The organism is Natronincola peptidivorans (assembly GCF_900111615.1).
Lineage (GTDB): Bacteria > Bacillota > Clostridia > Peptostreptococcales > Natronincolaceae > Natronincola_A > Natronincola_A peptidivorans.
The window spans coordinates 62,125-81,363 of sequence record NZ_FOHU01000010.1 but is presented as its reverse complement, the minus strand read 5'-3'; the positions used below and the strand labels follow the sequence as shown (position 1 = coordinate 81,363).

Annotated in this window: 16 protein-coding genes; 14 read left to right on the top strand and 2 right to left on the bottom strand. The window is 34.0% G+C overall.

From position 1 onward, the window contains the following. Window positions 1-190 precede the first annotated feature (190 nt). A complete protein-coding gene (locus tag BMX10_RS11465) occupies window positions 191-2,416 on the top strand; it encodes an Eco57I restriction-modification methylase domain-containing protein (RefSeq protein WP_090444107.1) in 2,226 nt (741 codons plus the stop codon). A 139-nt stretch (window positions 2,417-2,555) separates the two neighbouring features. On the opposite strand, the gene BMX10_RS11460 is transcribed toward BMX10_RS11465, so the two are convergent. Further along, complete coding sequence (locus tag BMX10_RS11460) at window positions 2,556-3,419, bottom strand: ComEC/Rec2 family competence protein (RefSeq protein ID WP_208976142.1); 864 nt, start codon at window positions 3,417-3,419, stop codon at window positions 2,556-2,558. Between the two features lie 233 nt (window positions 3,420-3,652). Between BMX10_RS11460 and BMX10_RS11455 the strand changes: the two genes are divergently transcribed. The 5 genes from BMX10_RS11455 to holA all read left to right on the top strand — a co-directional run bounded on the left by BMX10_RS11455 (window position 3,653) and on the right by holA (window position 9,054). Then, window positions 3,653-4,927, top strand: a complete 1,275-nt coding sequence (locus BMX10_RS11455) for a tetratricopeptide repeat protein (protein ID WP_090444104.1) — start codon at window positions 3,653-3,655, stop codon at window positions 4,925-4,927. Window positions 4,928-5,005: 78 nt separating this feature from the next. Then, window positions 5,006-5,743, top strand: coding sequence for an MBL fold metallo-hydrolase (locus BMX10_RS11450; RefSeq protein ID WP_090444102.1), 738 nt, complete (start codon window positions 5,006-5,008; stop codon window positions 5,741-5,743). A 286-nt stretch (window positions 5,744-6,029) separates the two neighbouring features. Beyond that, a complete protein-coding gene (locus tag BMX10_RS11445) occupies window positions 6,030-6,338 on the top strand; it encodes a hypothetical protein (protein ID WP_090444100.1) in 309 nt (102 codons plus the stop codon). A 399-nt stretch (window positions 6,339-6,737) separates the two neighbouring features. Continuing rightward, the gene (locus tag BMX10_RS11440) at window positions 6,738-8,030 is read left to right on the top strand and encodes a ComEC/Rec2 family competence protein (RefSeq protein WP_170834792.1); all 1,293 of its coding nucleotides are present in this window, start codon (window positions 6,738-6,740) and stop codon (window positions 8,028-8,030) included. Then, the gene (gene holA / locus BMX10_RS11435) at window positions 8,020-9,054 is read left to right on the top strand and encodes a DNA polymerase III subunit delta (RefSeq protein WP_090444093.1); all 1,035 of its coding nucleotides are present in this window, start codon (window positions 8,020-8,022) and stop codon (window positions 9,052-9,054) included. Before BMX10_RS11440 ends, holA begins: the two co-directional genes overlap by 11 nt. Before the next feature lie 80 nt (window positions 9,055-9,134). Here the strand turns inward: holA and rpsT are convergent, their stop codons facing one another. After that, the gene (gene rpsT / locus BMX10_RS11430) at window positions 9,135-9,398 is read right to left on the bottom strand and encodes a 30S ribosomal protein S20 (protein ID WP_090444090.1); all 264 of its coding nucleotides are present in this window, start codon (window positions 9,396-9,398) and stop codon (window positions 9,135-9,137) included. A gap of 248 nt (window positions 9,399-9,646) precedes the next feature. Between rpsT and gpr the strand changes: the two genes are divergently transcribed. The 8 genes from gpr to dnaK all read left to right on the top strand — a co-directional run bounded on the left by gpr (window position 9,647) and on the right by dnaK (window position 19,224). Then, entirely contained in the window at window positions 9,647-10,621 is a 975-nt protein-coding gene (gene gpr / locus BMX10_RS11425) for a GPR endopeptidase (RefSeq protein ID WP_090444087.1), read from the top strand. 77 nt (window positions 10,622-10,698) lie between these two features. Further along, a complete protein-coding gene (gene spoIIP / locus BMX10_RS11420) occupies window positions 10,699-11,982 on the top strand; it encodes a stage II sporulation protein P (protein WP_090444084.1) in 1,284 nt (427 codons plus the stop codon). Window positions 11,983-12,027: 45 nt separating this feature from the next. Further along, window positions 12,028-12,363 (top strand): hypothetical protein, encoded by a 336-nt coding sequence (locus BMX10_RS11415; protein WP_090444081.1) that lies wholly within the window; start codon window positions 12,028-12,030, stop codon window positions 12,361-12,363. A 90-nt stretch (window positions 12,364-12,453) separates the two neighbouring features. Further along, complete coding sequence (gene lepA, locus BMX10_RS11410; protein ID WP_090444078.1) at window positions 12,454-14,262, top strand: translation elongation factor 4; 1,809 nt, start codon at window positions 12,454-12,456, stop codon at window positions 14,260-14,262. A 124-nt stretch (window positions 14,263-14,386) separates the two neighbouring features. Next, a complete protein-coding gene (hemW, locus tag BMX10_RS11405; protein WP_244272705.1) occupies window positions 14,387-15,517 on the top strand; it encodes a radical SAM family heme chaperone HemW in 1,131 nt (376 codons plus the stop codon). Window positions 15,518-15,621: 104 nt separating this feature from the next. Then, on the top strand, window positions 15,622-16,653 hold the full coding sequence (gene hrcA, locus BMX10_RS11400; protein WP_090444072.1) for a heat-inducible transcriptional repressor HrcA: 1,032 nt from the start codon (window positions 15,622-15,624) through the stop codon (window positions 16,651-16,653). A gap of 85 nt (window positions 16,654-16,738) precedes the next feature. Beyond that, complete coding sequence (gene grpE, locus BMX10_RS11395) at window positions 16,739-17,344, top strand: nucleotide exchange factor GrpE (RefSeq protein ID WP_090444069.1); 606 nt, start codon at window positions 16,739-16,741, stop codon at window positions 17,342-17,344. A gap of 44 nt (window positions 17,345-17,388) precedes the next feature. Beyond that, entirely contained in the window at window positions 17,389-19,224 is a 1,836-nt protein-coding gene (dnaK, locus tag BMX10_RS11390) for a molecular chaperone DnaK (RefSeq protein WP_090444066.1), read from the top strand. Window positions 19,225-19,239: the final 15 nt, after the last annotated feature.

Here is a 19,239-nt window from a genome sequence, read left to right as displayed (position 1 = left end):
CATATGCCAAAAGAAGCAATATATGATTTAATAAAAAAAGAAGGAATCTTTCTTTTTGTGTGGAATATATCTACTACACACAACGCAAACATGTTTTTCCTATCAAGGCTTTATTTGATAGGCCAAGGTGGAACTATTCCACCTTTTCTTTTTTATCTATAATGAGTTCAAGGAAAATAAGGTGAATATCATGCTAAAAGCTTTTAAAAATGATTGCAAACAACTATCTACTCTGATAGAAGAAAGATACAATTTATCAAGCATAGAAGTGTTGTTTTGGATTTATTTCAATATATTCTTTTATAATGAGACATGTATGATGGTAACTACCTATGATAAAAAATTATTCCTGCAAAAGCTTGAAAAACATCAAATCTTCCATCCATATACAAAAAAATATGAGATGCTTGATGAAGAATTCTATACGCAGCTATATCGTACTATTTTAAAAAAATACTATTGCGATGATGTGAAGATTTCTATACAAGGGCTAGAGGAAATATATGAAAGCATTATCCAACAGCAGCTTAGATTAAAGACAGGCTCCTATTATACTCCAGAAGCTATTAGTAAATATATGACCATGAATTCTATCCTAACCTATGTAGATAATAAAATAGATCATAAGAATATAAAGCTGGAAAACTATATATTAAAAAGAACAGATGGTTTTCCTCTAGACTATATCTTACAGGCCATAAGCATCATAGAAGAAATAAGGATCATAGATATTGCTTGCGGCAGCGGGGCGTTTTTAAGAAAGACACTACATACCCTATATAATATAATCAGCACCCTGTATCAACTGATAGGAAGAAGCATCTGCCATAAAGAATTAATTAAGCAAATAATTGAGAAAAATATTTTTGGTACAGATATACAAAAGACCACTGGAGATATGTGTAAATTATTAATATTGATGGAAGCTCAAATATTGGCTGAGGGCCCTATTGGCGAGGTAAAACTGAATGTGCTGCATGAAGATGCATTAAAACTAGAATTTGATGAAACAGCAGGATTTGAAAAGTCATTCCACATTGTTATAGGGAATCCACCTTATATTGGAGAGAGAGGAAATAAAGCTTTATTTGATGATATCAAAGGCTATGAATTTGGCAATAAATATTATGAGAGAAAAATGGACTATTTCTATTTTTTCATATACAAAGGCTACGAGTTGTTGGAAGAAAGAGGACTATTATGCTATATAACCACTAATTATTTTGTGACAGCAGATGGTGCCAAAAACTTAAGGTGTTTTTTAAAAAATAATTTTAGCTTTCAAACCATCATTAATTTTAATACACTAAACCTGTTTCCAGATGCTAAAGGACAGCATAATATGATTTTTTCCTTAGAAAAAACTACTGTGGAAAAGCCTATTACTCTAATCAATTTTCAAGGTGAAAAATTCTCCAAAGAGAGCTTATACCAATTGCTCATGCATCCTAAATCTATCCCGGGATTAAAAAGAACTGAAGTAGCAAAAGGGGAGATTTTTAATGATCAAGGACATATATTCATCCAAAACTATCAGGGGAAGATGGGTGTATTAAACAAGATTGATAAAATAGCAAATTATAGATTAGATGATTTATGTTATGTTAATCAAGGAATTGTTAGTGGTGCCGATAGGCTAACAGCTAACTGGGGAGCAAAGTTAGGAATTGAAGAAAAGATTGGTGCAGGTATCTTTGTGTTAAATGAAGAAGAGCTTGAAAAACTATCCTTAGAGGAGGAAGTTAAAGAAAATTATTGTAAAGCCTTTTATAAAAACAGTTATATAAAAAAATATCATACCCTTGAAAATAAAGGATTATACATAGTATATATAGATAATGAAAACCTAGGAGACATTGGAAGCTACCCCAATCTATATAAACATTTTTATCAATATAAGGTGTTGTTAGGAGAAAGAAGAGAAGTAAAAAATGGTGTCCGGAAATGGTATGCTCTTCAATGGCCAAGGAAGGCTGAAATATTTGAAGGAGAAAAAATAGTAGTTCCTCAAAGGTCCTTAGAGAATACATTTGCCTATATACAAGGACCTTGGTACGCTAGTGCAGATGTTTATTATATTACCAAGAGGCACGTAAATACCTCTTTATTGTATTTATTAGGAATCTTAAATTCATCTTTAATGTATTTCTGGCTTTATCTTAAGGGTAAAAGAAAAGGGCAACAGCTAGAGCTATATGCAACGCCTTTAAAGGGAGTACCTATTTATTATCCTGATAACAGTGAGCAACTGAAAGCTCTTGAAAACCTAGTAGAAGATATGATGAGGAACTATCAAAATAAAGAAATCTGTGAAAAAATCCAAAGCAAAATTGATAAACTGGTTTTCAAGCTTTATAAATTAAAGTATCAAGAAGAAACAGAGATAGTAGATTTTATAAAAAAACAAAAAAGATAGGATGCTACTTAAAAATAGCAATATCACAGATCTGTCTGATGTCCTGTAGGCAAAGCTAACGGTTTATGGAAAAAAATAAATATCTCTATGGATGACGTATTAACAACCTTTTAGCAATCTGCAAAAGATACTGAGTGATTTAATGGTAATAGGGTTTTTGATGAGACCAAATCCTATTACCATCGCTTTTTATAACGATAGTACCTTGCATATCCGTACGATATACAGCTATATTGAAAAGGTTAAGTCTGTTGATGACTTCTTCATGTGGATGACCATAAGAATTATTTCTTCCGCAGGAAATAACCGCTACAGTAGGTTCAATGACTTGAAGAAAGTTTTCTGTTGTGGATGTCCTGCTGCCATGATGACCTACCTTTAAAAATTGTGATTTTAAAAAATCTTTTTGGAAGCCAGAGAGGATATCTTCTTCACCTAAGGCTTCAAGATCTCCAGTAAATAGAAAAGACTTCTCTTTATAATCCATTTTCACCACTGCACTCCATAAATTCAAATCATCTCCATAGTCCCGTAGTGGACCCAAAAAATATAAAGTAATATCTTCATCAAAATCAATCATGATACCAGCAGTAGCAGCGGAGATTTTTAAATCCTTATCCTTGGCAGCATCCAATAAATTCTCGAAGGTTTTACTAGTATGCAGTTTATGGGGCATATAGAATTTATCTATTGGAATACTATGGATTACATCAATCAGGCCTCCGATATGATCAGCATGAGGATGGGTGGCCACTAATAGATCTATTTTTTTAACTTTACGCTTCTTTAAATAGGAAACCACAGTTTTGCCAGCAGCAGGTTCCCCACCATCTATTAGCATCGTCTTTCCATTGGGAGTTTTTATTAAGATGCTGTCTCCTTGGCCTACGTCAATGACATGGATAGATAAAGCTGTATCCTCCTCAAAAAAACAGCCTGAAAGCATAGGTATAAGTATAAACAATACTAAGAATAAAGCCAACAATTGTTTTCTACTGATCACAGTTTATTCCCCCTTTTTCCTAGCATCATTATAATATATTATGCTTGTTTATGGAACTAAATAAAATGAAGCACAGAAAGCAATTTCCCTGATGGTTTAGTGGTATGATAATTAAATAAAAAAGCGTAGGAAGGAATCTTTTTTTCATTGTTAACAAATGTTTTATGTTATAGTATAGTATTATATATAAAGTATAAATAAAGTAGTAGCTTGCTCCCAAAGGAGGACTGATCATGGAATTAATTATTTTTTTCACCAACAGAGAAGATAGAATGCAATTCATGAAAAATCATTTAAAGATAGAGGCAGCAGTATTAGACAAAGGTGAAGAATTTTTTGAAAAAATTGATGGGATGAAAAGCATAAAGCTTAAAAATAGAGTAAATACGATTCCAGGCTTCTGGTTAGAGCTCAATTTTTTAGAGACAGAAAAAGGAGAGAAATTATACAATCTATTGTGTCATAGTGTCGATTCAAGTCAGATGAGGGATAATGTATTTTATCCCAAAGAAAATCTACCCCTTAAGGATTTAGAGGCAGGGTGGAGTGCTAAATACAATTTAACTAAAAGAGAAAGCCAAGAGGAAATATGGAAGTTATTTTATCAAGAGATTAAAAGTCATATCAAGTACGATAGAATAGATATTGCCTACAAAGGATTCACCTTATTCTTAAAATACAATCCTTTTTTTCTAAAAAAGTATAAGAGATATTATATACTAGAGGATTTGGCTTACCTCTATGAAAATATCGGCAATGTTGGAAAAGCTATAAAATGCCTAAAGATGCAAGCTGTTTTACAGCCTAATTCTATTGAACCCTATTTAAATATTAGCAGCTTTTATATTATCAATGGCATGGAGGAGGAAGCCTATCAGATTTGTCAGGAGGCCCTTAAAAAGAGTCCAGAAAATCAATATTTAATTAGCAACCTAATTATAGCATTAATCAATATTGGCAACCTTGAATATGCTGTTGACTTCTTAGAAGAGGTCCTTGAGAAAAATCCAAATAACGCATATTTTTGGAAGCTGATGGGGGATATTCTTTATGAAATGGAAGACAATAAAGGTGCAATAGATTGTTATCAAAAAGCATTAAAGATAGGTAAAAATCCAGGAGTAGATGATTTTAAGCTAGATATACACACAGGTATTGGCGACTGTCATTATGAGGAAGAAAATTATACGGAAGCCGTTACTCAGTATAGAAAAGCTTTAAACTATAATCCTAAGGATCCTTATTTATTATTAAACCTAGGTCAGATTCACTTTTTCAAGTTAAAGGATACAAAGAAAGCATTTAAATACACTAGCTTGCTTGTAGAGAACATGCCGGAAAATGGATATGGTCAGTATCAATTAGGTTTAATTTACTCTCATCTAGGAAATATAGAAAAAGCTATATGGCACTTATATAGGGCAAGGAGTATAATTCCATATTATAAACCTATTCACGATGCAATAAATTTAGTGAAAAAAAACAACAAAAAATATCATGCATACTAATTCACTGTAAATATGTCAATAATAAGCAATACACACTAGGGGAAAATTGATATAGATGTGATGATAGGAGGAATGCATTTGAAGCTGACTGTATTAGGCTGTCATGGTCCTTATCCTAGAGCGGGTGGAGCTTGCTCAGGATATTTATTAGAAGATGAAAAAACAAAGATTCTTATTGATTGTGGCAATGGAGTGTTAGGGAAATTGTTCAATTATTGTGGTGACTTAAACAAGCTGGATGCTATTTTTATTAGTCATCTGCATCCCGATCATATGAGTGATTTAATGGTGCTGAGATACGCCATCGCCATTAAACAGATGATAGGAAAACTCAAACAGCCTATACCAATCTACTTGCCAGCAAATCCTCAGGAGGAATATGAAAGGATACAATACAATGGGGCCTTTCATCGCAATATTATTCATGAAGGTGTTGAAGTAATGATAAATGATATCAAAGTTACCTTTAAAAGAACTGATCATCCAATCGAATGCTATGGAATGGCTTTCGAAAAAAACAAAAAGAAATTTGTATATTCTGGGGATACAAGATACTTTGAAGGATTCATTGATTTTATTGAAGAAAGCAATTTATTTTTATGCGAAGCCAATATCATGCACAAAGATTTAACCGAAACAGTTCCTCATATGTCAGGAAAACAGGCTGGAGAGATTGCTTTAAAAGCAGGTCTGCAAAGAATTGTTTTAACACATATTTTACCAGAAATTAATCCAACAGATTTACTTAATGAAGCAAAGGAAGTATTTCCAAATATATTAGAAATAGCTGAAGAAGGAAAAAGCTACTTTATATAATATCCAATTAAAAGCAGCGGCATATACTGTTCATATCTTCAAAAAAACAGGGAAAAATAATATTAATTATTTTATATAATAGTCAAGCTCTACTTGCCTATTATATAGAAAAAGGGGTTGTAGGGGATGAAATCCCCTGCCCGCATCTAGGAAGGTGCTCAGGCTGCAGGGCAGCCGTCGAAGGAAACCTAGGGTTTCCTAGCGAAGGCATCGAAGATGCTTTTTATAGCTATATCGAAAAATAATTAATATCTCCACAATTTTAATAAGGAAAGGTGGAAACTCCATGTTAGAGAGCGTTTTTGATAGAAGGATAAGACATGAGACAGGATATGACCTCTATCTAGAAATACCTGAGAAAGAATATCTGCAAATTTATGAGGAGATTAATAATGAAGCTGCAAGTGATATCCTACAACAGTTTCTACAATTGCATCAGGATGAAGGAAGACCTGATTATGTAGAAATAAACTATGATAAAAATAATCATACCATCAATATTAAAGCACTATTAAGATATGAAGGAAATGACCATACAGCCGAAAGGATATTACCCAATCATCTACGTCACTACGAAAGTAAAAAAGAATATTAAAAATATTTAGACGGTATGTCCAAGACAAAGCCGTCTTTTTCAATGACAAATTGTTAGATAGTTTATTTAGATGATATATAACCGTCTATTCAATCTATTTAATAAACATTTTTTTATTAAAGCAACATAAAGGATATCTTACTTATACATAGAAATACACAATAGGAAGGAGGGAGAAAATTGGGCAGACCCTTTATTTACTTGTGTGTTTCTGTTATGTTAGGTATCCTATTAGGATTTTTATTCTCAGTGTCAATAGAAGGCTATGTACTTATAGGAATATTTGCAATATTATTATTGTGTATCTTTTTTTATAATAGATATGCCCTTCTTTTTATATCTTTGGTCTTTTTACTAGCAGGCAATTTTATATTTCACAGCTATATGAAGGGAGGCACTTTGATTACTGCACATTCATCCTCCAATCTTCAGCTCAAAGCAGAAATAAAATCTGAGGCCATTGATCGAGGTAGATACCTTGAATATGATGTCTATATACATAAGTTGCTCTCTTATTCTGAAGTTATTCCAGTTAGTGAAATGTGCAAACTACAGGTCAAAAACTCTAGAGATCTCTATAAGCACTTGTCGCCAGGAGATATAGTTGTATTAAATCATACAGCACTTGTAGAAGACCTGCGGGGAAATCATTTAGATGGATATCAATTCTACTTAAAAGGTAAAGGCTTTAAAGGGATACTGGAGGTGGAAGGCAGAAATATAAGTGCTTTCAACGAAAGAAACGGTTTTTCACTATTAAAAATCAGTTATACAACACGAAAGTATATAGAAGGCGTGTTAGACCAATCCTTATCTCCTTTGCATAGTGGTATGTTAAAGAGTATTATGTTTGGAAACCAAGGGTATCTTGATTCTGAAATGTTAAAGCTATTTTCTATAAGTGGGACTGCTCATATAATAGCTGTGTCAGGACTACATGTAGGGGTAATAGCCCTATTACTGCATCAGCTCTTGAAATTTTTCAATCTAAGTAAAAAGAAGATACTGATGATAACGATGCTGGTGTTATTTTTCTATAGTGCTATTGTCAATTTTCCTATCTCCATTGTAAGGGCCAGCTCTATGTATTATTTGTATGTTTTAAGTTATTTTATAGAAAGAAGATACGACGCCATAAACAGTTTGATGATGATAGCTCTAATTCTTTTATTGTATAACCCTTTAAATCTTTTTTCTGTTTCCTTTCAGCTGTCATTTTCTGCCACACTAAGTATTTTACTACTATATCCCATCATAAAGGAGAAACTAATATTTATACCAAAGCAACTACAATCCTTGTTGGCAGTAACGATTTCAGCCCAGGTAGGCACCATACCTATATTAATTTATCATTTTCAGCAGATGTCTTTAGTGGCCTTTATTGCCAACATCTTGATTGTTCCAACTTTGGTGCCCTTGCTATTTATGGCCTTTGCCAGTATATTTTTTAGCCTTTTTGCTATAGAATTAGCTGTAACCATAAACTATTTAACCAATTTATTATTAACCTATATCTATTGGATTGTAAATAATCTAAGCCAATGGTCCTTAGCAAGTATAGAAGTAGCAGAAATAAAATTTTTTCACATCCTAGTTTATTATCTTACTGGGTTTGTTGTATACTTGATATTGTGGCAGCAGCATCAAAAAAAGCTAATGAAAGAAAAGGAAGGAATATCTTATGAACTATAAAGAAGCAATGCAGAAACTTAAGTCCAACAAAATTGAAAAGCTCTACCTTCTCTATGGAGAAGAAATATACCTAGCAGAAGGATTTATAAGATACATAAAAAAACAAATTGTTTCTCCAGGCTTTGAAACCCTCAATTTTCATGTGATGGATGCAAAAGATTTTACCATGGAGAAATTCATAGATGCCTGTGAAACTTTACCCTTTATGGCAGAGAAAAAGCTTGTATTGATCCAAAATTTAGAGGTGTTTCAGAGTAAAAAGAAAAGTATGACAGAAGAGGAAGAAAAAAGCATAATAGCTTATCTTGAAAAAATTCCTGAAACCACATGTCTGATATTTTATGGTTCTACCACCATAGATGCTAGAAAAAAAATCGTTAAGGAAATACAGAAACATGGAAATCTTATTGATTTTCAAAAATTAAATCCCAAAGAATTAAAGGAATGGATAGAGAAAAGAATTGAAAAAGCAGGGAAAAAGACTACCAGAAAAGAAATAGAGTTTTTTATGGAAAATATAGATTATGTAGGGAAAAATGCCAGCCAAAGCCTACTAGATATAGAAAACGAAATAAAGAAAATAACAGCATACATAGGAGAAAAAGAAGTACTGGAGTTGCATGACTTAGAAAATATATTTACCTCTAACTTTCAAAACGATATTTTTAAGCTTATGAATGACATTGAAAAAAAACAGCCCAAAGAAGCAATGAAACGCTTAAACCTTATGCTACATCAGGGAGAGCCCATAATGAAAATTGCTGCTACATTGGGAAACCATGTTCGAAATCTGTACAAAACAAAGTTGCTATTAGAAGAAGGCTATTCATCAAAAATGATAGCATCTAAACTAAGCATTCATCCTTTTGTAGCAGGGAAGTGTGCCAATCAATGCAGGCAGTTCACGATGATAGATTTAGAAAAACTATTAAATCAATTTTTAGCCATGGATTTAGCTATAAAGTCTGGAAAAATGAAAGATAGCATAGCTCTAGAGCTATTTATTATGGAAATGTGTAAATAAAGCTATATAAATGAAAAGCAAAAAAGCGTACAATGTACGCTTGTTATTTTAGGAACCCGAGACACGGATTTTGGTTACTACTAAACAGCCTTGTTGAACTTAGCTGCAAGTCTAGATACTTTTCTAGAAGCCTTAGACTTATGAATAACATTTTTTGCAGCAGCTTGCATAAGTTTTTTCTCAACAAATTTTAACTTAGCTTTTGCTTCTTCAAGATTACCAAGTGTTAATGCTTCTTCGAATCTTTTGATAGCTGTCTTAAGTTGAGATTTAACCATTCTGTTTCTAGCTGTTTTCTTTTTGATTACTTTGATTCTTTTCATTGCTGATTTAATATTTGCCAATATCTTCACCCCCTTATGTGGTCGTTAACACAGTAATTTTACCAAAAAACAATATAAAAAGCAATAACAAAATCAATAATATAATTATTTTATTGACTTAAAAGGTATTTCTTATACAGAAATGATTAATTACTATGTAGTATTGATAATTTTTCAAAAAATATCAAATAATAAAATAAGACAGTGTCAAGCAAGGTAAAATGGTATTATCTTCGTTTAAAGACAAAACAAAAATAAGAGGTGAAGCTATGTTTCAAATAAGAACAGATTTAGCCATGGAGGTTAGAGAATTATATCAAGAGGAAAAACAACAAGAGATTCCTGGTGTAGCGGTACAGCAGGATGAACTAAAGGGTGTAACAATTACCAGGGTAGAAATACTGGATCAGCATGGTGAAAAGGTAATGGGAAAGGCAATTGGCAAATATATCACCTTGGAGTGCGTAGGACTTAGAAGACCCGATGCTGATTTAAAGGATGAAGTGAGCCAACTATTAGCAAAAGAAATAAGAGCTCTTGTGAACATTGATAAATACATAAAGGTCTTGGTTGTAGGATTAGGCAATAATGATGTCACTCCTGACGCTCTAGGTCCCAAGGTCATTTCAAAGCTTTTTGTAACAAGACATCTATTCAAATTATATAATAAAGAAAATGATGAAGAACTTGCAGAGCTGAGTGCTATTTCACCAGGAGTTATGGGAACTACAGGGATAGAAACCGGAGAGATTATAAAAGGGATTGTGGAGAATGTAAAGCCAGATATCGTATTAGCGGTGGACGCTTTAGCATCTAGAAAGATGGAAAGAGTTAACACCACCATTCAATTATCCACCAGTGGCATTCATCCTGGTTCAGGGGTTGGTAATAAAAGACAAGCACTGGATGAAAAAACATTAGGTATACCAGTAATAGCTATAGGTGTTCCTACTGTAGTAGATGCAGCTACATTGACAAATGATACCATTCAGTTAGTGATAAAAGCCTTTTCAAAGCAGGCTAAAGTAGGCTCTCAATTTTATAATATGCTGGCAGAATTAAAAGAAGAAGAAAAGTACCATATGATCAAAGAGGTTTTGGAACCATATAGTGCCAATGTGATGGTAACACCTAAGGAAGTAGATGAGATTATTTTAAACCTATCCCATATAATTGCTAATGCCATCAATATTGCTCTACATCCAGCTATTGACCTAAAAGACGTAAATAGATATATACATTAAATCCATTAATGGTATAAATAGTACCCACCTTTCATATTAATCAATATAGTACTGATTAAAGGTGGGTGCTTTCTTTTATGAGAAAAAAATTTTCATTGTTAAAAAACTACCAAAATATTATTATATTGGTCCTTATATTGGCTACCTTATTTTTCTTTGGAAGAATGATATTGAATAAAAGTGCTCTTTCCAACTCTTTTGCTGAAACAGAAAATACAGCTATTGAAGAAATAAAGATAGAAGAGAAAAAGCAGATATCTTCACAAAATATATTTTTAGTACAGGCTATAGAACAAGTATTTCCGTCAGCTAAAATGAAAAGAAGTATTACTTTAAAAGAGTATATGCATAATATGTATTCTTCTTTTATTTATAGTATGTTTCGAGTGGATTTCAAAAATCCAGTCACTTTTGTACAATCTCAATTTCCAGCAAGTTTAACCCAGGATATGCAAATGACCTATGCTACTGAGGAAAATCCACAGGAATCACCACAAGAAATATCAAGGGATATTTTTTTTGTGGAGCTTGATGATGCCGTTGCAACCGGCACATCTCCTCAGGAGGGAAAAGTGGATCCTGAAGAAATACAGAACGAAGATGATCTAGGGGAATTGATGCAAGGGATTTATTTAGTGGGGGAGGATAATATTGTTGATAGCTTAAACAGCGGTAGCGGACTGACATTAGGTAATGTCCAAAAGCCTAGAACTATCAATTTTGAAGAAGGAAAGCCACATATATTGATTTATCATACCCACGGAACAGAGTCCTATAAACCAGCCTCTGAAGGAAATTATCATACCTTAAGGAAGGAATACTCTGTTATCACAATCGCAGAAATAATGAAAGCTGAACTAGAGAAGAGAGGATATAACGTCATTCACGATACCACCTATCATGATTATCCATCCTATAGCGGGTCCTACAGTAGATCCTTAGAAACCGCACAAAAAATATTAAAGGATAATCCTTCTATAAAGGTGGTGCTGGATGTTCATAGAGATGGCTATGATCATATCGAGACCAATCCCAATAGGGAAAATATTATAGCAAATAATAGAGTAACCATTCATGGTGAAACATGCACTAGGTTTCAATTTGTCATTGGCCCTGCATCACCAAATCGCAAACAAGTGGAGACTTTTGCATCCTTTGTTAAGGCTGTTAGTGATAGTAAATATCCGGGTTTCAGTAAGCATGTTTTAGTAAAACCCTATGGAAGCTTCAACCAATTTCTTGCAGATCATTATGGCTTACTTGAAGTGGGCAGTAATGCAAACACCATTCAGGAAGCCAGAAGAACAGCAGTATATTTAGCAGAGGTATTGGCGGATTCATTGGACTTAATAAAGAAATAGGTTTATTATACTAAAATAATGTCCACAATATCAATGGTGATGTGGATGAGTAGAAGACAAATGAAAATAGAGAATAAAAAGAAAGCAAAGCAATTAAGAATGATACTTATATTTATTATGATATTTTTAATCATAGGAATTCTATCAGTAGACTATGCCCTTAGAGAAATGTTGGCGTTGGAGGATACTAGAGTATTAGGCTATGAACTAGAAGAAGAGAATGTGGTGTTGTATGTTATAGGAGAAAAAATATATATAGCAAATGAAAAAATTGAGGAAATCTATGTAATGCTGGAAACGGGGTACAGTAGAATCATGGATGAAATTTATCATCTATTTGAGCGTATAAAAAATGTCGGTAGAAACCGACATTTTTTTTGAAATAAGAGATAGAATATCTACCAACAATAATGATAGTATGATATAATTTATAAAGTTATGGATAGGTATATTCGAAGGAGGAATATTTTTATGCCAAGTGATAGACAAAAGAAGATTAGAAATTTCTCCATCATTGCCCATATAGATCATGGAAAATCTACCTTGGCTGATAGATTGATAGAGGATACTGGTCTAATAAGCGTGAGGGAAATGCAGCAACAAATTCTGGACAACATGGATTTAGAAAGAGAAAGAGGTATCACCATTAAGCTGCAAACCATTAGATTAGTCTATAAGGCTCAGGATGGAGAAGAATACTATTTAAACCTGATTGATACACCGGGACATGTGGACTTTACCTATGAGGTTTCAAGAAGTTTAGCAGCCTGCGAGGGGGCAATCCTAGTTGTTGATGCTGCTCAAGGAATCGAGGCACAAACATTAGCAAATGTATACTTAGCATTAGAACAGGACTTAGAAATTGTTCCAGTAATCAATAAAATTGACTTGCCTAGTGCTCGACCAGAGGAGATTAAGAAAGAAATTGAAGATATTGTTGGCTTAGAAGCTCACGATGCACCTTTAATCTCTGCTAAGGACGGCATCAATATTGTAGATGTTTTAGAGGCTATCGTACAGAAAGTACCAGCACCATCAGGTGAGGAGGATGCTCCTCTAAAGGCATTAATCTTTGACTCTTATTATGATAATTATAAAGGGGTTATTGCATACATCAGAGTAGTTGAAGGTTCCTTAAAAAAAGGTATGAAAATCAAGATGATGGCTACCAATAAAACCTTTGAAGTAACAGAAGTAGGGGTGTATTCTCCAGGACCTATTCAGCTGGCAGAATTAAAGGCAGGAGATGTTGGATATGTAGCTGCAAGTATCAAGGATGTCAGAAACTGTCGGGTTGGGGATACTATTACAGACGCTGCAACTCCAACAGAAAATCCATTGCCTGGCTATAGAAAAGTAACACCTATGGTTTATTGTGGTATCTATCCTGCAGAAGGGGAAAAATATGAGGATGTAAGAGATGCCTTAGAAAAATTGCAGGTAAATGATGCTGCTTTGGTATACGAGCCTGAAACCTCTGCAGCTCTAGGCTTTGGCTTTAGATGTGGCTTCCTAGGACTTTTGCATATGGAGATTATACAGGAAAGACTAGAGAGAGAGTTTGACCTAGACTTAGTAACAACTGCTCCTAGCGTTATCTATCAGATTACAAAAACCAATAAGGAAGTTGTTATGATACAAAATCCAGCTAATTTACCTAAGCCTCAAGAAATCATCAAGATGGAGGAGCCTATCGTTAAGGCCAATATTATGGTACCCAATACTTATGTGGGTACAGTGATGGAGCTTTGTCAGGAACGTCGTGGAGAAATGAAAAACATGGAGTATATGGAAGAGACAAGAGTGGTTCTTCATTATGAGCTGCCATTAAATGAAGTTATCTATGATTTCTTTGATGCATTAAAATCAAAAACTAAAGGCTATGGATCTTTAGATTATGAATTTATTGGTTATCGAGAATCAAAGCTAGTAAAGCTAGATATACTAATTAATGGAGAACAGGTAGATGCTTTATCCTTTATTGTCCATGAAAGCAAAGCTTACACAAGAGGCAGAGGTATGTGTGAAAGGTTAAAGGACGAAATTCCTAGACATCAGTTTGCTATACCAATCCAAGCCACCATCGGACAAAAAGTTATTGCAAGGGAAACCATTAGAGCATTAAGAAAAGATGTACTTGCTAAATGCTATGGTGGAGATATCACCAGAAAGAAAAAGCTATTAGAGAAACAAAAAGAGGGTAAAAAGCGAATGCGTCAGGTGGGTAGCGTAGAGGTACCACAAAAAGCTTTTATGTCAGTGTTAAAGTTAGATAGTTAATCATATTCAATAAAGCTAGTAACTTTAGAGTTACTAGCTTTATTAAATCCCTCAGAGGTCTTGAGATTTAAGTGTTGAAGATATACAACAATAGAAATATCAAGGAGGTCATCCTTTGAAACCAGTGAGTATTTATATCCATATTCCTTTCTGCAAAAAGAAATGCTATTATTGCGATTTTATCTCCTACAGTAATAAAGAAGATAAAATCCAAGAATATATTGATGCTTTAAAAAAAGAAATGCTTCTTTATAAAGAAGAGCTATCCAGCTGCGAAATCAAGAGCATATTTATTGGAGGAGGTACCCCTTCCATACTGAGTGAAGAACAAGTAGCCAGCATGATGAATTCTTTATATGAAAACTATAGAATTGCAAAGGATGCAGAGATTTCTATGGAGTCTAACCCTGGATTATTGAATCATGATAAACTAAAAGCCTATTTCAATAGTGGAATCAACCGTTTAAGTATAGGGCTGCAGGCCTCTCAAGATCACCTGCTGAATTGTATTGGCAGAATCCATCGGTATGATGATTTTCTTAAAAATCTGCAGGAGGCAAGAGCTGTTGGATTTACAAATATAAATGTAGATCTAATGTTTGGATTACCAGGACAAACCCTTAAGGATTGGCAGGATACTATAGAAAAAATCGTAGATTTAGAGGTGCCCCATATTGCAGCCTACAGCCTGATCATTGAAGAAGATACCCTCTTCTACAGCTGGGAGGCAGAGGGAAGGATTGAAAAAGCCAAGGAAGAGGTAGAGCTTCAGATGTATCATCATGCTATAGACTATTTAAAGAAAAAAGGCTATCAGCATTATGAAATATCTAACTTTGCAAAGACAAATTATCAATGCAAGCATAATATTGTCTATTGGAAAAACAAACCCTATATTGGCTTTGGCGCAGCTGCCCATTCTTATTTTCAAGATGAAAGGTTTAATAACTATCCACTATTAGATACATATATTGAAAGTATTAAAAATGAAGAAAAGCCCGTAGAAAATAGAATAAGCCTTTCCTTTCGTGAAGAAATAAGCGAAACAATGTTCTTAGGATTAAGGATGATAGAGGGAGTTTCTATAGAAGAGTTTCAAAAAAGATTTAAGCTTTCACCATTTGATATCTATGAAAACAAACTACAAAAACTACAGGAAAGAAAATTGGTAACCTATGATAAAGAAAGGATTAGATTAACCAAAACAGGAAATGATTTAGCAAACATTGTTTTTCAAGAAATGCTGCTAGACTAAATATTTTTTTGCAAAAGTCTTGACAAAAATATAATGAAATGATATTTTAAAAGCAGAATCGTTAGCACTCAATGTCATAGAGTGCTAATAACAGAGGTGATAATATGAATTTAGATGACAGAAAAATAAAAATTCTACAAACTATCATCCGCGATTATATAGAAACAGCAGAACCTGTAGGTTCAAGGACACTTTCAAAGAAATACAATCTAGGGGTAAGTGCCGCCACCATTAGAAATGAAATGGCAGATTTAGAGGATTTGGGTTATTTGATTCAGCCCCACACTTCCGCAGGACGTATTCCCTCTGATAAAGGATATCGTCTTTATGTGGATAATCTTATGGAGATAAAAATGATTGCAAATCTCCAAAGAAAAAATATCAAAAACAATCTAGTCAGACAGTTTGGTGAAGTGGAGCAGCTGTTACAATATAGCTCCAAAATCATATCACAGCTTACAAATTATACATCAGCTGTGCTAGCACCTCAGATTAAAGAAAATAGAATAAAGCATATTCAATTGGTGCCTATAGATACAGAAAATATTATAACAGTAATGGTTACAGATACAGGGATTATTAAAAATCCTTTGGTAAATGTCCCAGAAGGTATCTCCTATGACAAAGTTGAGAAGGTTTCTAATTTATTAAACAAAAAACTTCAAGGCTTAACCATCAAAGAAATAGAGGGAGAGCTATTAAAAGAATTAGAAGAAGAGCTGTATGAGTTTAACAGCTTAATTGGATCTGTTATGCCAAAGCTATTTAATGTTTTAGAAGGCATTGAGGATGTGGAGTTATTTTTAACTGGCACAACAAACATTTTTAATTTTCCAGAATTTAATGATGTGTTTAAAGCAAAAACCTTCTTAAAGATGCTGGAAGAAAAACAAAAAATGGGTCATCTTATTTCTGCTTCAACAGATGAGGGTATCAGCATATCTATAGGTAGTGAAAATCTGTACCAAGAGGCAAAGGAATGCAGCCTAGTTACAGCAACCTATAAAATCAATGACAATGTTATAGGAAAGCTAAGTGTTATTGGGCCTACACGAATGGATTATTCTAACGTAGTTGGGGTGATGAACCAAATTAGTCAGTATATTAATGAATTGTTAAGAACAAGATATAGATAAAAATATTAGTGCGAAGTGCAGATGCATTTTGCACTCTATCTTTGTTTTTTTAGCATTAACAATAATTAAGGGTAGGTGGAGAAGCATGGCAAAGAACAAAGAAACACCAGAGGAGATAATAGAAGAAGTAACTAAAAATAAAGAAGATCTTAAGGAAGAGAAACTAGAGGAAGTACATAGTAATGAAGAGGCGGTACAGGAGGAAATGGAAAATCAAAAAACAGAAGAGGATATAGATACCTTGAAGAAAAAAATCATCGAAAAAGAGGCTGAGGCATTAGATTATCATAATAGATTAGCTAGAACACAAGCAGATTTTGCTAATTATAAAAAAAGAATAGAAAAGGAAAAAAGTGATATTTATTTATATGCCAATGAAAAATTTGCTGTAGAGCTTTTAAGTATTATTGATAATCTGGAAAGGGCTTTAGCTGTACCTATAGAAGGTAATGAAGAGAAAGCTATCTATGAAGGTGTTGAACTCATCTATAAACAGTTGCAAGATATCCTGAAAAAAAATGGGATTGAGGAAATTGATGCTTTAAATAAACCCTTTGATATGAATCTTCATCATGCTGTTATGAAGGAAGAAGCAGAGGCAGAGTCAAATGAGGTTATAGAAGTATTTCAAAAAGGCTATACCATCTATGGGAAAGTATTAAGGCCAGCGATGGTGAAGGTAGCACAATAAAACTATATTATTTAATAATTTAAACATAGAAGGAGGAAATAGAAATGGGTAAAGTAATAGGTATTGACTTAGGTACAACCAATTCATGTGTTGCAGTATTAGAAGGAGGGGAACCCACTGTAATACCAAATTCTGAAGGAAACAGAACTACACCCTCTATTGTTGCTTTTGGTAAGGATGGGGAAAGAATTGTAGGAGAGCCTGCAAAAAGACAAGCTATAACAAATCCAGACAAAACAATTCTATCTATAAAAAGACATATGGGAACTGATTATAAGGAAAACATTGATGGGAAGGATTATACACCACAGGACATTTCTGCAATCATTCTACAAAAACTTAAAGCAGATGCAGAAGCATACTTAGGAGAAAAAGTAACAGATGTAGTTATTACAGTACCAGCATATTTTGCTGATAGTCAAAAACAAGCAACAAAGGATGCAGGAAAAATTGCGGGCTTAAACGTACAAAGAATTATTAATGAGCCAACTGCAGCATCTCTAGCATATGGTTTAGACAAAACTGAACAACAACAAAAAATATTGGTTTATGACTTAGGCGGTGGTACATTTGATGTATCCATTCTAGAGCTAGGAGATGGCGTTTTTGAAGTGTTGGCAACTCATGGTAACAACCTTTTAGGTGGAGATGATTTTGATCAAGTGGTCATGGACTATATTGCAGAAGAATTTAAAAAGCAAGAAGGTATTGATTTACGACAAGATAAAATGTCTTTACAACGATTAAAGGATGCTGCTGAAAAAGCCAAAAAAGAGCTTTCCAGTACCATGAGCACCAATATTAATCTTCCTTTTATTACAGCCACCAATACTGGACCAAAGCATTTAAATATTGACTTGAGCAGAGCAAAGTTTGAGGAAATTTCTGCTCATTTAGTAGAAAAAACAACAGAGCCTATGAGAAAGGCATTGGAAGATGCAAAGCTTTCTCCACAGGATATTGATAAGGTGATATTAGTAGGGGGTTCCACCCGTATACCAGCTGTTCAGGAAGCAGTTAAAAAGATCACAGGAAAAGACCCTCACAAGGGCATCAATCCAGACGAATGTGTAGCCCTAGGTGCAGCAATCCAAGCCGGCGTATTAACTGGTGAGGTAAAGGATGTTCTACTACTAGATGTAACACCACTGTCTTTAGGAATCGAAACCTTAGGCGGCGTATTTACAAAATTGATTGAAAGAAATACCACCATACCTACAAAGAAAAGCCAGACTTTTTCTACGGCTGCTGATAATCAACCAGCGGTAGATATTCATGTGCTCCAAGGAGAAAGACAAATGGCGGCTGACAATACAACCCTAGGCAGATTTGAGTTGACAGGAATTCCACCAGCACCAAGAGGAGTGCCTCAAATAGAAGTGACCTTTGATATAGATGCCAATGGCATAGTAAACGTATCTGCAAAGGATCTAGGGACAGGTAAGGATCAAAAAATAACAATTTCTGCTTCTACCAAGCTGTCTGATGAGGACATAGAGGCCAAGGTAAAGGAAGCTGAGTTGCATGCCGAAGAAGATAAAAAGCGTAAGGAAAAAATAGAAGTTAGGAATCAAGCAGATTCTTTAATCTACCAAACAGAAAAGACATTAAAAGAGGTTGAGGGCAAGGTCAGTAAGGAAGATGAAGAAAAAGTTAAAGCTGAAGTAGAAAAGCTTAAGAAAGCACTAGAGGCTGATGATGTTGAAGAAATGAAAAAAGCTATAGAAGACTTAACAAATGCTTTCCATGCCATTTCTCAGCAAATGTATCAACAAGCACAGGAAGGTCAGCAGCAAGCTGAAGGAGAAGCAGGACAACAAAAAGATGACAATGTAGTAGATGCAGAGTATGAAGAAGTTAAGGATGAAGAAGATAAATAGAGGCTACTGAGAAAA

What these genes read in the sequence shown, in the direction of transcription:
- hrcA (WP_090444072.1), top strand. Translation starts at nt 15,622, where the DNA reads ATGAATTTAGATGACAGAAAAATAAAAATTCTACAAACTATCATCCGC.
- gpr (WP_090444087.1), top strand. Translation starts at nt 9,647, where the DNA reads ATGTTTCAAATAAGAACAGATTTAGCCATGGAGGTTAGAGAATTATAT.
- BMX10_RS11455 (WP_090444104.1), top strand. Translation starts at nt 3,653, where the DNA reads ATGGAATTAATTATTTTTTTCACCAACAGAGAAGATAGAATGCAATTC.
- lepA (WP_090444078.1), top strand. Translation starts at nt 12,454, where the DNA reads ATGCCAAGTGATAGACAAAAGAAGATTAGAAATTTCTCCATCATTGCC.
- dnaK (WP_090444066.1), top strand. Translation starts at nt 17,389, where the DNA reads ATGGGTAAAGTAATAGGTATTGACTTAGGTACAACCAATTCATGTGTT.
- BMX10_RS11465 (WP_090444107.1), top strand. Translation starts at nt 191, where the DNA reads ATGCTAAAAGCTTTTAAAAATGATTGCAAACAACTATCTACTCTGATA.
- grpE (WP_090444069.1), top strand. Translation starts at nt 16,739, where the DNA reads ATGGCAAAGAACAAAGAAACACCAGAGGAGATAATAGAAGAAGTAACT.
- BMX10_RS11445 (WP_090444100.1), top strand. Translation starts at nt 6,030, where the DNA reads ATGTTAGAGAGCGTTTTTGATAGAAGGATAAGACATGAGACAGGATAT.
- BMX10_RS11415 (WP_090444081.1), top strand. Translation starts at nt 12,028, where the DNA reads ATGAGTAGAAGACAAATGAAAATAGAGAATAAAAAGAAAGCAAAGCAA.
- holA (WP_090444093.1), top strand. Translation starts at nt 8,020, where the DNA reads ATGAACTATAAAGAAGCAATGCAGAAACTTAAGTCCAACAAAATTGAA.
- spoIIP (WP_090444084.1), top strand. Translation starts at nt 10,699, where the DNA reads ATGAGAAAAAAATTTTCATTGTTAAAAAACTACCAAAATATTATTATA.